Genomic DNA, 12555 nt, shown 5'->3' with positions numbered 1-12555 from the left:
GGTGTCTTCGGCAAAGTGGGGCGAGTTCACTCGACCCCTCCCGGTCACGTTGTCGTGCACTATGACTGCGGCGGACGAGAGATCATCGATCTCACCCGCCGTTCCGTCTGGATCGTCGACTAGATCTCAGCAGGCGGCGGGGGCGGCGCGCCGTGGCAACGCCGCCCCCGCCGGGATATCAGACCGGCTGCAGTTCACCGCGCAGTCGCGCCGCGGCGCCGTTGGCGGCAACCCGGTCAATCAAGGCCGCCTGGCCGTCGGCGATGCGATCAGGATCCCCGCGCCACGCGGCGAGTGCGGGAGACACCAACGCGCGACCGAATGAGAAAGTCAGCGGCCACGGCGTCCGATGCGATTGCATCGCCTCGAGATTGGCGGTCGCCCGCTCCGGCGATTGGCCGCCGGACAAGAAGGCGACACCCGCCAGGTCATCGGGCCACGACCGCAGGACGCCGACGGTCATCTCCGCGACCCTTTCTGGACTGGTCTGTTGCGAATAGTCGCTTCCCTCCAGGACCATGTTCGGCTTGAGCACGATGCCGGCCAGATCGACGTTGAGAAGTGCCATCTCGGCGCGCACGGCCGCATGCACCTCGGCGGTCACGTCCCTGCACCTGCCCCGGTTGTGCGCCCCATCCATGAGCACCTCGGGTTCGACGATCGGCACGATCCCGGCCGCCTGGCAGGCGGCGGCGTAGCGCGCAAGTGCACTGGCGTTCGCCCGTATCGCACCCCGCGTCGGGGTCTCCGCGGTGATCGTGAAGACCGCGCGCCACTTGGCGAATGCCGCACCCATTTCGGCGTACTCCGCCAGTCGCTCAGGTAATCCGTCGAGGCCTTCGGTGACGGTCTCGCCGGGTAGCCCGGGGCACGGTTTGGCTCCGGTGTCCACCTTGATTCCCGGAAGTATGCCCAGTGCGGTGACCGCCTCGGCGAATGGCGTGCCGTCACTGAAGGTCTGACGCAGTGTCTCGTCGCAGAAGATGATGCCCGAGACGCTGTCCGCGAGGCCCGGCGCCGTGGCCAGGAGCTCGCGATACCGACGGCGGTTCTCGGCCGTCGGCTCGACACCGGCCTCCTCCAGTCGTTTCGACATCGTCGCGACGCTTTCATCGGCGGCGAGGATCCCTTTGCCGGGAGCCGTCATTCGTGCAGCTGTCTGTCGACAGGTCGTCATGTGCTCGTGCCCTTCGGTACGTGGATTGTCGGGTGAAAGCTATCCAGCACCGGTTCATGACGCCTCACCAAGGAGGTGGAGTCAGAGGGGGAATTAGTTAAGTAATCACTTCACTTTAGATGGCATACTCTCAATAGACATGTTCAGAATTGGCTGGCAGCATTCCGGGCATGACAGACAGATGGAATGCCGGGGTCATCCCCTACGCAGAAATGGGTTACTGGCAACCGGACTACGTGCCGAAGGATTCAGATGTCCTGTGCGCCTTCCGGATAACGCCTCAGCAAGGCGTGCCTCCCGAGGAAGCCGGCGCGGCGGTTGCGGGTGAGTCGAGTACCGCCACCTGGACGGTGGTGTGGACCGATCGACTGACCACCTACGAGCACTACCAGGCCAAGTGCTATCGCGTCGATGCGGTGCCCAACGCCCCGGGTCAGTGGATCGCGTGGATCGCCTACGACCTCGATCTGTTCGAAGAGGGCTCGATCGCCAACCTCACGAGTTCGATCATCGGCAACGTCTTCGGCTTCAAACCGCTCAAGGCACTTCGCCTCGAGGACATGCGCATCCCGACCCAGTACGTCAAGACGTTTCAGGGGCCCGCCCACGGCATCGTGATGGAGCGGGAGCACTTGAACAAGTTCGGCAGACCCCTGCTGGGCGCGACGACCAAACCGAAGCTGGGCCTTTCGGCGCGCAACTACGGTCGCGTGGTCTATGAGGCCCTGCGCGGCGGACTCGATTTCACCAAGGACGACGAGAACATCAACTCACAGCCGTTCATGCGCTGGCGCGATCGTTTCCTGTTCTGCATGGAAGCCGTGAACCGTGCCCAGGCGGCAACGGGCGAAATCAAGGGCCACTACCTGAATGTCACCGCCGGGACGATGGAAGACATGTATGAGCGGGCCGAATTCGCCAAGGAACTCGGCTCGGTCGTCGTGATGATCGACCTCACCGTCGGCTACACCGCCATCCAGTCGATGGCCAAGTGGGCACGCGCCAACGGAGTGTTGTTACACCTGCACCGAGCCGGCCACGGCACCTACACCCGACAGAAGAGCCACGGCATCAGCTTCCGCGTCATCTCGAAGTGGATGCGGCTCGCAGGCGTCGACCACATCCACGCGGGCACCGTCGTCGGGAAGCTCGAGGGCGATCCCAATGCCATCGCCGGGTTCTACGACACGCTGCGGCTGGACAACATCGCCGCGGATCCGGTGAAGGGACTGTATTTCGATCAGCAGTGGGCGTCGATGCCCGGTGTCATGCCGGTCGCATCGGGCGGGATCCACGCGGGGCAGATGCACCAGCTCCTGCACTATCTCGGCGAAGACGTCATTCTGCAGTTCGGCGGCGGTACCATCGGCCACCCGATGGGAATCGCTGCGGGCGCAGAGGCCAACCGCGTCGCCCTGGAGGCGATGATCAAGGCGCGCAACGAGGGCCGCGACTACTACTCCGAGGGCCCCGAGATCCTCAAGAAGGCGGCGGCACACAACCGGGCGCTCGACACCGCCCTCGCCACCTGGGGTGACATCTCGTTCAACTACGAGTCCACCGACACCCCCGACGTGGTCGCCACACCCACCCTCAGCTGAGAAAGAAGGCATACCAATGAGAATCACCCAGGGCACCTTCTCCTACCTGCCCGACTTCACCGACGACGAGATCACCGCGCAGATCAACTACGCGCTGGACAACAACTGGCCGTTGTCGGTGGAGTTCACCGACGACCCACACCCCCGCAACGTCTACTGGGAAATGTGGGGCCTGCCGATGTTCGATCTCAAGGATGCGGCCGGTGTGATGTTGGAGGTGAATGCGTGCCGCAGCGCATACCCGAACTCGTATGTGCGACTCAACGCCTACGATGCCCGCCTCGGTCGGCAGACCACCGCCTTCTCCTTCATCGTGCAGCGACCCGCCGAGGAGCCGGGTTTCCGCCTCGACCGGGCCGAAGGTTCCGATCGCCGAATCGGTTACACCACGTTCGCCTACGCTTCTCAGCAGCCGGCCGGTCAGCGGTACGAATCGCCATGATCAAAGCACCGCAGCGGACCGACCGCCCGTCGATCCATCGTGTCAATGCGATCGACGAGGTCGCGGTTCCGGTGATGGTGTCCGGCCCGGCAACGGGCCGGACGATCATCATGTTCGACGAAGGCCGCAACGGTCGCCCATACGATCTGGTCCGGGAACGGCTGCACGTCGCGATGTTTCGGACCGTGGTGATAGCCCGAAGTGACGAGTTGACGCCTAAGGCCGTCGTCTCAATTCTCGACCAGTTGAAGATCTCTGCGGCCCTACTGTTCGCCGACAGCAGGGCCGGCGGCCTGGCCTGGCGCCTTGCCGGTACGTACGGCGCACGCTTCACCGGCCTGGTGGTTGTCGACTGCGGGCACCCGAGCGTGCCCGACGTCCACGGCGAGATCCGCGACACCCAGTGCCCACCAGTGGAAGTCGACACCACATCACTCGTGAGCACGCCGGCGACTCACGCTGTCGCGCGGGCTAGCCGACGGTTGGTGCAAGGTGAGTTCCGGCTCGTGGAATTGGCGGGTCGGCGCGCATCCCGCCACTTCACCATGCAGGTGGCCGCCGAGATCGTGGTGCGCGCGCTGTCCCGTTAGCGCTCACGCCGTAACCAGATCGGCGTTACGCAACTCCGCGTTGCGTCGTTCCATCAACCGCATGATCATCGGCGTGAAGATGAGCTGCATCGCGAGATCCATCTTGCCGCCGGGACAGACGATGGTGTTGGGGCGTGACATGAACGAGTCATGCAGCATCGCAAGCAGATAGGGAAAGTCGATGCCGTGCGGATCGCGGAATCTGATGATCAACATCGACTCGTCCGCGGTCGGAATCGTTCTCGCAACAAACGGATTCGAGGTATCAACCACCGGCACCCGCTGAAAGTTCACATCGGTGTTCGAGAACTGCGGACAGATGTAGTTCACATAGTCGGGCATGCGGCGCAGGATGGTATCCGTCACCGCCTCAGAACTGTAGCCGCGAACCACTCTGTCCCGGTGCAGCTTCTGGATCCATTCGAGGTTGATCACCGGGACAACGCCGATCCGAAGGTCCGCGTGACGCGCCACGTCGACCGTGTCGGTGACGATCGCGCCGTGCAACCCCTCGTAGAACAGCATGTCGGTGTCGGCGGGCAGATCCTCCCACGGCGTGAAGGTTCCGGGCTCCTGGTTATATGGCGCAGCCTCCACGTCGTCGTGCAGATACTTGCGGAACCTGCCCGCCCCGGTCTCGCCGTAGAGGCGGAACAGCTCCTCGAGCTCGGCGAACAAGTTGGCTTCGGGGCCGAAGTGGCTGAACGTGTGGTCACCGCGCGCATGTGCTTCTGCGATCGCCTTTTTCATCTCCTGGCGATCGAAGCGGTGCAGGCTGTCGCCCTCGACATAAGCGACGTTGATACCTTCCCTGCGAAAGATCTGCTGGAAAGTGCGCATCACCGAGGTGGTGCCCGCCCCCGACGAGCCCGTGACGGAGACGATCGGATGCTTACGTGACATGACGATCACCCCACCGCGCTGCGGTATAGGCTGCGGGTGCGGTACAGCGGCATCGTGGAGGCAAGTTCGTAGTTCTCGGCGTGATACTCCTCGATTCGCGTGACTTCCTCTCGCGCACCGAAGATGAATGAGACGCGCTGATGGATATCCGCGGGAACCACGTCGAGCAGGCGCTGACGTCCGGTACTGGCCGCGCCCCCGGCCTGTTCGATCAGGAACGCCACCGGATTGGCCTCGTATAGCAGCCGCAATCGGCCGGGTTTGACCGGCTCGCGGGAGTCACGCGGGTACAGGAAAACACCGCCGCGGGTGAGGATTCGATGTGTTTCTGCCACCAGCGAAGCCACCCAGCGCATGTTGAAGTCCTTCAGCCGAGGGCCCGAGCGGCCTTGCAGGCACTCTTGGACATATCGCTGGACAGCCGGCTCCCAGAACCTCTGGTTGGACGCGTTGATGGCGAATTCCTTGGTGCTCGGCGGTATTTGGATTGACTGGCGGGTCAGTATGAACTCGCCGAGGTTGGGATCGAGCGTGAAGGCATGCACACCGGTACCCACCGAGAGGACCAGCATGGTCGACGGTCCGTAGATCGCATAACCCGCGCACACCTGCTGATAACCGGGCTGCAGGAAATCGTCGAGTTCGGGGTCCTTCCCAGGGTGCGGTGCCCGCAGAATCGAGAAGATGCTGCCCACCGACACGTTGACGTCGATGTTCGATGACCCGTCGAGCGGGTCGAACAGCAGGAGATACTTGCCGCGCGGATGTTCGGCCGGCAGCAGGTAGGGCTCGTCGAGTTCCTCGGAGACCATTCCCGCGACATGGCCGCTCCACTCCGTTGCACGCAGGAAGTAATCGTTGGCCAGGATGTCGAGTTTCTGCTGCACCTCACCCTGCACGTTGGTGTTGTCGACCGAACCGAGCACCCCGACGAGCGCGCCGAGTGCCACCCGGTTCGATATCGCCTTACACGCCAGCGCTACATCGAGGATCAGCGCGTTGAAGTCCCCCGAAGCGTCGGGGTGACGACGGCGTTCTTCGATCAGGAACTGCACCAACGTTGTGCGATCGGCAAGCATTCCCCAATGATGGTGCCGCCGTGACGAATGGCCATCCCCCTGATGGGTGGGTAGGCGGGGGTGGGCCGCCCGCCGGATCAGCTTATGGCTTCCGCCGCGTGCCGCGCGCGGTGCAGCTCGCACAGCCAGTCGCACCAGCGGTCGATGCCGAGCCCCGTTCGTGCGCTGGTCTCGATGGTGGCCACCCCGGGGTGAACCCTCTTGAGGTTGGCGTAGAACAGGTCTAGGTCGTAGTCGAGGTGGGGAATCAGGTCGATCTTGTTGACGATCACGAGGTCGGCCGACCGGAACATGACCGGATACTTCAGGGGTTTCTCCTCCCCCTCGGTGACCGAGTACACCATGGCGTTGGCATGTGAGCCGACGTCGAATTCCGCGGGGCACACCAGATTTCCGACGTTCTCCACGATCAACAGGTCGAGTTCGGCGAGCGGGAGCCGCGCCAGTGCCGAGCGCACCATCGGTGCGTCGAGGTGGCACTCCCCGCCGAATCCGTTCGCGGTGTTGATCAGCGAGATGGCCGCACCGAATCCGTCGAGCCGGTCGGCGTCGATGCTCGTCTCGATGTCGCCTTCGACGATGCCGACCGCCAGCCGTCCCTGCAGCAGTCGCAGGGTCTCCCGAAGCAGCGTGGTCTTGCCAGCGCCCGGTGACGACATCAGGTTCACCGCCGTCACGCCGGCGCTCTCGAAGTCGCGGCGATTGGCAGCTGCGGTCTGATCGTTCTCCTCGAAAATCCGCTCCAAGACCACGACCCGCTCGGTTCCCGTGGCATAGCCCGAGTGGTCACCGTGCTCGTGATCATGATCGCGCACGTGGTCATGCTCGTGGTCATGCTCGTGGTCATGGTCATGGTCATGGTCATGATGCTGTCCGTCGTCGTGCCGATGGAACCTGCCCATGACGTCACACCCCCGCGAGATCAAGTGAAGTGATGAGGAATTCGTCGCCCTCGATGAGATCGACTGCGCTGCTCGAGCAGATGCCACAGACGAAGGCGAGCTCGTTGAGCAGCTGATCATGACCACAACCCGTGCATCGAATCTTGGCGGGTACGCGCTCGACGAGGAGCTCGACACCTTCGAGCTCCGACTGCTCGGTGACCAGAGACCAGCAGTAAGTCAGTGTGTCGGGGACGATCTGGCGCATCTCGCCGATCCGCACGTGGACCGCCCTGACCTTTCTACCCGCGGCGTTATCCCGCACGATGCCCAGCATCGAGCTGCAGATCGAGAGCTCGTGCACGCCTACCCTCCTCGAGTCAGAGGCGACCATACACTCATCGGCGCCCTACTGTCGCAATGTTTCTGAAGGCGTTGTGCCCCATCGCTTCCGGTACTCCACGGCGAAGCTGCCCAGATGGTTGAACCCCCACCGGGTCGCCACATCGGTCACGGTCACCCTATCACTGGGCAGCGCATCAGCGAGCTCGGCGTGCACCCGCTCGAGCCTGCGGTCCCGGACATAGGTCATCGGTGAGACCCCGAGCTCTTCCCGAAAGCCCTGCTGAATCGAACGGATGCTCATGTGGACATGGCGGGCGATCGACTCCATGGTGATCGGCTCGGCCAGATGTGTGTCGATGTAGTTCATCGCCTCGGCCACCACCCTGCGGCGGGGATCGCCTGCGGGCCGGATGAACTCCTCGTAATAGTTCGACGGCTGGATGTGCAGCAGGCTGTTCATCAGAAGTTCCTCGATGCCGCTGATCCCGTGGCCCAATTGCACGAGGGACCCCGAGTGGTAAACCTCGGTGTGCAGGAGTTGGACAGCGGCGTGCCAACGCACCGCGACGTCGCTGGTCAAGTCGAATTCAGGGTGGAAAACCAGCGGCCCCGAGAGGCGGCGGCCACGCATCCTGGTCAGGTAGTCGTGCAGTGCCTGCTCCTCGATGCGGATCAACAACTGCGGTGAATCGTCGTCGAAATGCATCGTCAGGCCGGCACCCGGACTGGTGACCAGCGCGTTTATCGTGTTCGCCTCGAAGTCGTGGCCGTTGTGTACACAACGCGCCGTTCCGTTCATGGGCATGTGCACACCGAAATACCGCCCCAGGGCTGGGATCTCGAGAGTGGATCGCACATGCAGATCGAGGTAAAGCATGCTGACGTTGCGCAGTCGCACCCCGTGCATCGTTGCCGCGAAACCTGTCGCGCCGTCCGGCAGCGTGATCCATCCGGGTGCGAGCGCCTGACTGAGCAGGGACCCGGCCTCCCGGACATTCTCGGTGTAGAAGATTTCGTTGTTTGCCAGAGCGGGCGGCACGCCCCGCGACCGCACCTTCCGGCGCACCGGGTTGCCGGTGCGTCGGGTGTCGATGAAGCCCATCCGGGCCAGCCGTGACATCAGCCTTGCCCGGTCGCCACCTTGATTGCGGCTTGACATTTCGTTGAAGAGTGTGCGGCGATCATTCAAGACTCCTTGGCGCATTGATCGCATCTGCGACTACAAGTTTGCGCAATTCTGACAGTGATTGCGCGAAAGCGATAGGCCAAGCGCCCAGTCACAGCTAGCGTCTGTGACCACCGACACACCGGCGCAGGAGGTTCTGGTGGCCGCACAAGGCTCTGTTATCGCGACTTTCGCCAGCGATGAACTGGTCGAGGAGTCCCCCGGCGACCAGCTCGTCGCCCGTCTGGACGATCCGAAGATCGCCTCGTCGATTTCGCTGATCCTTGATCACGCCGATCTCCTGGCGACCGTCATCGTGGGCCTCGACGGCATGCTGCGCAGGGCCGACGTGATCGGCGACAACCTGGCTTCGGGCGTCGCGGAGGTCAAGGAGCTGGCGGGCAACGGCCAGCGCCCATGGCCGAACATCGACCTCGCCGCCCTCAGCGACGCCGTCACGCGGTTGTCGAGCGCGGCGGTCGACGCAAGCCCGGCGATCGAAAGGCTGCTGCACTCACCGCTGGCCGACGTTCAGACCGCCGACGTGATCGCCGATCTCGGCGAGGCACTGCTCCAAGGACGAGCGGCCGCGACGGCTGACCCGCGCGGCCCCAAGGGCATCTTCGCACTCATGAGAGCGACCAAAGACCCTGATGTATCCCGTGGTTTGGGTTTCATGATTCACATCGCGCGGGCTTTCGGTCAGCGGCTTGCGGCATCAGGGACGGCACCGGCAAGCACGAACGGAAGGCACGCCGCAACGTAAGCCACAACTAGTCATTCACAACTAGCCATCGATACACAGCCCACCACTCGTAACAGCCCAACGCCTGCCCAGCCCGCAGGCACCGAGAGGAGTTTTCATGGCGTCCGTGCTCTGGTTTCAAGGAGGAGCGTGCAGCGGAAACACGATGTCGTTCCTCAACGCGGAGGAACCGAATGTCGTAGACCTGATCGTCGACTTCGGCCTCGATCTACTGTGGCATCCTTCGCTGGGCCTCGAACTCGGTGACAACGCTCAGAAGGTGTTCTGGGACTGCGCACGTGGTGAGCGGCCGTTGGACATTTTCGTGTTCGAAGGCACAGTCATCGAGGCGCCCAACGGCACCGGCAGGATGGATATGTTCGCCGACCGGCCGATGAAGGACTGGGTCGACGACCTTTGCGCGGCCGCCCAAGTCGTCGTGGCGATCGGTGACTGCGCATGCTGGGGCGGCATACCGGCAACCGAGCCGAATCCCTCGGCATCCACCGGCTTGCAGTTTCACAAGCGCAACAAGGGCGGTTACCTCGGTCCGGACTTCCGCTCGAAGATGGGCCTCCCGGTGATCAACATCCCGGGCTGCCCCGCCCACCCGGATTGGATCACCCAGATCATCGTCGCGCTGGCGACGGGCCGCGCGGGCGATATCACGCTGGACGAACTGCACCGTCCAGAAACGTTTTTCAAGACATTCACGCAGACCGGCTGCACGCGTGTGCAGTTCTTCGAATACAAGCAGTCGACCATGTCGTTCGGCGAGGGCACCCGCACCGGCTGTCTCTTCTACGAATTCGGCTGCCGAGGACCGATGACGCACTCTCCGTGCAACCGCATTCTGTGGAATCGCCAATCGTCGAAGACGAGGGCGGGCATGCCCTGCCTCGGCTGCACCGAGCCGGAGTTCCCCCACTTCGACCTCGCTCCGGGAACGGTCTTCAAAACGCAGAAGGTCAGCGGCATGATTCCCAAGGAAGTACCCGAGGGCAGCGACCATCTCACGTACATGGCCCATGCCGCGGCAGCGCGCATCGCCGCACCGCAGTGGTCAAAAGAAGACATGTTCGTCGTCTGACCACTGGGCCCTTCTACAGCTAGCCCCCTTCTACAGCCCTCAGCTCTGCCACCAGTCTCGAAAGGACTACCCGTATGACTTCCTTGGATCTGTTCGTCAGTCCTCTTGGACGCGTCGAGGGTGACCTCGACGTACGCGTCACCATCGACGACGGGGTGGTTACCTCGGCGTGGACCGAGGCCGCGATGTTCCGCGGCTTCGAAATCATTCTGCGCGGCAAGGATCCGCAGGCCGGCCTGGTGGTGACACCCCGGATCTGCGGTATCTGCGGGGGCAGCCACCTTTACAAGTCCGCCTATGCGCTGGACACCGCGTGGCGCACGCACGTGCCGCCGAACGCCACGCTGGTCCGCAACATCTGTCAGGCCGTCGAGACGCTGCAGTCGATCCCGCGTTACTTCTACGCGCTGTTCGCGATCGACCTGACGAACAAGAACTACGCCAAGTCGCCGCTCTACGCCGAAGCCGTCCGCCGCTTCGCCCCGTACGTCGGCACGAGCTACCAGCCCGGCGTGGTGCTGTCGTCGAAACCCGTTGAGGTGTATGCGATCTTCGGTGGCCAGTGGCCGCATTCGAGCTTCATGGTGCCCGGCGGTGTGATGTGCGCACCCACGCTCTCGGACGTGACGCGGTCGATCGCCATCCTCGAACATTGGAAGGACAACTGGCTGGAGAAGCAGTGGCTCGGCTGCTCGATCGATCGCTGGCTCGCGAACAAGACGTGGGAAGACGTCCTGGAGTGGGTCGACGAGAACGAGGAGCAACACAACAGCGACTGCGGTTTCTTCATCCGGTACAGCCTTGATGTCGGACTGGACAAGTACGGCAAGGGCGTCGGGAACTACATCGCCACCGGCACCTACTTCGATCCGGCGCTGTACGAGAACCCCACGATCGAGGGCCGCAATGCGGCGCTGATCGGACGATCCGGGATCTTCGCCAACGGCAAGTGGTTGGAATTCGACCAGGCGCGCGTGCGCGAGGATGTCACCCATTCGTTCTATGAGGGCACCGGGGCGTTGCACCCGTTCGACGGCGAGACGAATCCGATCGACCCGGAGGAGGGGCGGAAGCAGGGCAAGTACAGCTGGGCCAAGTCACCCCGCTACGACGTGCCCGGCCTTGGCCACGTTCCGCTCGAGGCGGGGCCGCTGGCCCGACGGATGGCGGCCGGCGGCCCGAACGCCGCACCGCATCAAGACAACGATCCGTTGTTCGTGGACCTGTACAACAAGATCGGCCCCAGCGTGTTCGTACGACAGCTGGCCCGCATGCACGAGGCGCCGAAATATTACAACTGGACCCGGGAGTGGCTCAATCAGCTCGACCTCAAGGAGAGCTTCTACATGAAGCCCATCGAGCATGCCGAGGGCAAGGGTTTCGGATCCACCGAGGCCGCCCGCGGGTCGCTGTCGGACTGGATCGTCATCGAGGACAACAAAATCAAGAACTACCAGGTGGTTACGCCGACCGCGTGGAACATCGGCCCTCGTGACGGCGCGTCCGTACTCGGCCCGATCGAGAGTGCGTTGGTGGGATCCCCGATCGTCGATCCCGAGGACCCGGTGGAGCTGGGTCACGTCGCACGAAGCTTCGACTCCTGCCTCGTGTGCACCGTGCATGCGTACGACGGGAAGTCCGGCCGTGAACTGTCGAAATTCGTCATCAACGGAATGGTGTGATTCCCACGTCAACCACCTCTGACGAGACGAAGCAGCCCGGCGCGATCGACCCCCTAATCGAACCGCCGGGTTGCGCAGTCATGGTCGTCGGTTGTGGCAATCTGTTGCGCGGCGACGACGGCGTCGGACCGATTCTCGTGCGCCATCTATGGGAACGCGGTGTGCCCGAAGGGCTTCGGCTGGTTGACGGCGGTACCGCCGGGATGGACGTCGCCTTCCAGATGCGCGGAGCCGAGCGGGTCGTGATCGTTGATGCGTCGGCTACCGGCGCCGCACCGGGTACCGTATACCGAGTGCCGGGCGAGGAGTTGGGGGAGCTTCCGCCGTTGGAAGGCCTCCACACTCACTCGTTCCGCTGGGATCACGCGCTCGCGTTCGCGCGGTGGGCGCTCGCCGACGACTGTCCAACGGACATCACCGTGTTCCTCATCGAGGCCGCGAATGTCGCTATGGGTGCCGATCTTTCACCCGCCGTCAGCTCCGCGATGGAAACGGTGATCGACGTCATCGAGCGGGACTTCATCTCCGCGCTGCGGCCCGCCGAACCCAACGATCCCGCGGCTCTCGCCGTGGAGTTCACCGAGGACGGTTACCTGCGGTTGGGTGCGGCACTGTGCGCGGCGCACTTCCCCGCCCATGTCGCCGTCGGGGCGGTTCGCGATGATGCGCTGTGGCTCCTGCCGTTGCGAGGGCCGCGCAGCGGCGGCCTCTTGCTCAAACAACGCACTCCGGCAGGCGATCGTGCGCTACTGATTCGCGAACTGCTCGATGACAACTTCCCTGTTGGCGTACGTCACGCGAGCTGGGATGACGCCCAGGCCGCGTTGCGAATTCCGCTGGAGCAGCAGAAGTGAT

13 protein-coding genes are annotated in these 12555 nt (G+C 63.5%); 7 read left to right on the top strand and 6 right to left on the bottom strand.

Features of this window, described 5'->3' with window-relative positions; translation table 11 throughout:
* Nucleotides 1–178 precede the first annotated feature (178 nt).
* Entirely contained in the window at nucleotides 179–1147 is a 969-nt protein-coding gene (locus G6N43_RS12340) for a class I fructose-bisphosphate aldolase (protein WP_234810143.1), read from the bottom strand.
* 200 nt (nucleotides 1148–1347) lie between these two features.
* Here G6N43_RS12340 and G6N43_RS12335 point away from each other — a divergent pair, with 200 nt between their 5' ends.
* From G6N43_RS12335 to G6N43_RS12325, 3 genes are read left to right on the top strand one after another with little or no spacing between them, the layout of a single operon-like run.
* Complete coding sequence (locus G6N43_RS12335; protein ID WP_083153405.1) at nucleotides 1348–2778, top strand: form I ribulose bisphosphate carboxylase large subunit; 1431 nt, start codon at nucleotides 1348–1350, stop codon at nucleotides 2776–2778.
* Between the two features lie 16 nt (nucleotides 2779–2794).
* A complete protein-coding gene (locus G6N43_RS12330) occupies nucleotides 2795–3220 on the top strand; it encodes a ribulose bisphosphate carboxylase small subunit (protein ID WP_083153403.1) in 426 nt (141 codons plus the stop codon).
* On the top strand, nucleotides 3217–3810 hold the full coding sequence (locus G6N43_RS12325) for a hypothetical protein (RefSeq protein ID WP_083153402.1): 594 nt from the start codon (nucleotides 3217–3219) through the stop codon (nucleotides 3808–3810). The genes G6N43_RS12330 and G6N43_RS12325 overlap by 4 nt, the downstream gene beginning before the upstream one ends.
* 3 nt (nucleotides 3811–3813) lie before the next feature.
* On the opposite strand, the gene G6N43_RS12320 is transcribed toward G6N43_RS12325, so the two are convergent.
* From G6N43_RS12320 to G6N43_RS12300, 5 genes are all read right to left on the bottom strand, one after another.
* On the bottom strand, nucleotides 3814–4713 hold the full coding sequence (locus G6N43_RS12320; RefSeq protein WP_083153501.1) for a phosphoribulokinase: 900 nt from the start codon (nucleotides 4711–4713) through the stop codon (nucleotides 3814–3816).
* A gap of 5 nt (nucleotides 4714–4718) precedes the next feature.
* Nucleotides 4719–5792, bottom strand: a complete 1074-nt coding sequence (locus G6N43_RS12315; RefSeq protein ID WP_083153401.1) for a class 1 fructose-bisphosphatase — start codon at nucleotides 5790–5792, stop codon at nucleotides 4719–4721.
* A gap of 77 nt (nucleotides 5793–5869) precedes the next feature.
* Nucleotides 5870–6694, bottom strand: coding sequence for a hydrogenase nickel incorporation protein HypB (gene hypB, locus G6N43_RS12310; protein ID WP_083153399.1), 825 nt, complete (start codon nucleotides 6692–6694; stop codon nucleotides 5870–5872).
* Nucleotides 6695–6698: 4 nt separating this feature from the next.
* Nucleotides 6699–7037 carry a hydrogenase maturation nickel metallochaperone HypA gene (locus G6N43_RS12305; RefSeq protein ID WP_083153396.1) on the bottom strand — a complete coding sequence of 113 codons (339 nt, stop codon included), beginning with the start codon at nucleotides 7035–7037 and terminating at the stop codon, nucleotides 6699–6701.
* A gap of 45 nt (nucleotides 7038–7082) precedes the next feature.
* Nucleotides 7083–8138 carry an AraC family transcriptional regulator gene (locus tag G6N43_RS12300; protein ID WP_110810440.1) on the bottom strand — a complete coding sequence of 352 codons (1056 nt, stop codon included), beginning with the start codon at nucleotides 8136–8138 and terminating at the stop codon, nucleotides 7083–7085.
* Between the two features lie 172 nt (nucleotides 8139–8310).
* Here G6N43_RS12300 and G6N43_RS12295 point away from each other — a divergent pair, with 172 nt between their 5' ends.
* From G6N43_RS12295 to G6N43_RS12280, 4 genes are all read left to right on the top strand, one after another.
* Entirely contained in the window at nucleotides 8311–8949 is a 639-nt protein-coding gene (locus G6N43_RS12295; RefSeq protein ID WP_234810141.1) for a helical membrane plugin domain-containing protein, read from the top strand.
* A 97-nt stretch (nucleotides 8950–9046) separates the two neighbouring features.
* A complete protein-coding gene (locus tag G6N43_RS12290; protein WP_083153393.1) occupies nucleotides 9047–10018 on the top strand; it encodes an NADH-quinone oxidoreductase subunit B family protein in 972 nt (323 codons plus the stop codon).
* A 74-nt stretch (nucleotides 10019–10092) separates the two neighbouring features.
* Complete coding sequence (locus G6N43_RS12285) at nucleotides 10093–11700, top strand: nickel-dependent hydrogenase large subunit (protein WP_083153390.1); 1608 nt, start codon at nucleotides 10093–10095, stop codon at nucleotides 11698–11700.
* A complete protein-coding gene (locus G6N43_RS12280) occupies nucleotides 11697–12554 on the top strand; it encodes a hydrogenase maturation protease (protein WP_234810140.1) in 858 nt (285 codons plus the stop codon). Before G6N43_RS12285 ends, G6N43_RS12280 begins: the two co-directional genes overlap by 4 nt.
* Nucleotide 12555 lies beyond the last annotated feature (1 nt).

The sequence above is a fragment of the Mycolicibacterium moriokaense genome (genome assembly GCF_010726085.1).
Classification (GTDB): Bacteria; Actinomycetota; Actinomycetes; order Mycobacteriales; family Mycobacteriaceae; genus Mycobacterium; species Mycobacterium moriokaense.
This window is presented reverse-complemented; position numbering and strand designations above follow the sequence as displayed.

What these genes read in the sequence shown, in the direction of transcription:
- G6N43_RS12320 (WP_083153501.1), bottom strand. Translation starts at nt 4,713, where the DNA reads ATGTCACGTAAGCATCCGATCGTCTCCGTCACGGGCTCGTCGGGGGCG.
- G6N43_RS12340 (WP_234810143.1), bottom strand. Translation starts at nt 1,147, where the DNA reads ATGACGGCTCCCGGCAAAGGGATCCTCGCCGCCGATGAAAGCGTCGCG.
- hypB (WP_083153399.1), bottom strand. Translation starts at nt 6,694, where the DNA reads ATGGGCAGGTTCCATCGGCACGACGACGGACAGCATCATGACCATGAC.
- G6N43_RS12285 (WP_083153390.1), top strand. Translation starts at nt 10,093, where the DNA reads ATGACTTCCTTGGATCTGTTCGTCAGTCCTCTTGGACGCGTCGAGGGT.
- G6N43_RS12335 (WP_083153405.1), top strand. Translation starts at nt 1,348, where the DNA reads ATGACAGACAGATGGAATGCCGGGGTCATCCCCTACGCAGAAATGGGT.
- G6N43_RS12315 (WP_083153401.1), bottom strand. Translation starts at nt 5,792, where the DNA reads ATGCTTGCCGATCGCACAACGTTGGTGCAGTTCCTGATCGAAGAACGC.
- G6N43_RS12330 (WP_083153403.1), top strand. Translation starts at nt 2,795, where the DNA reads ATGAGAATCACCCAGGGCACCTTCTCCTACCTGCCCGACTTCACCGAC.
- G6N43_RS12300 (WP_110810440.1), bottom strand. Translation starts at nt 8,138, where the DNA reads ATGTCACGGCTGGCCCGGATGGGCTTCATCGACACCCGACGCACCGGC.
- G6N43_RS12325 (WP_083153402.1), top strand. Translation starts at nt 3,217, where the DNA reads ATGATCAAAGCACCGCAGCGGACCGACCGCCCGTCGATCCATCGTGTC.
- G6N43_RS12290 (WP_083153393.1), top strand. Translation starts at nt 9,047, where the DNA reads ATGGCGTCCGTGCTCTGGTTTCAAGGAGGAGCGTGCAGCGGAAACACG.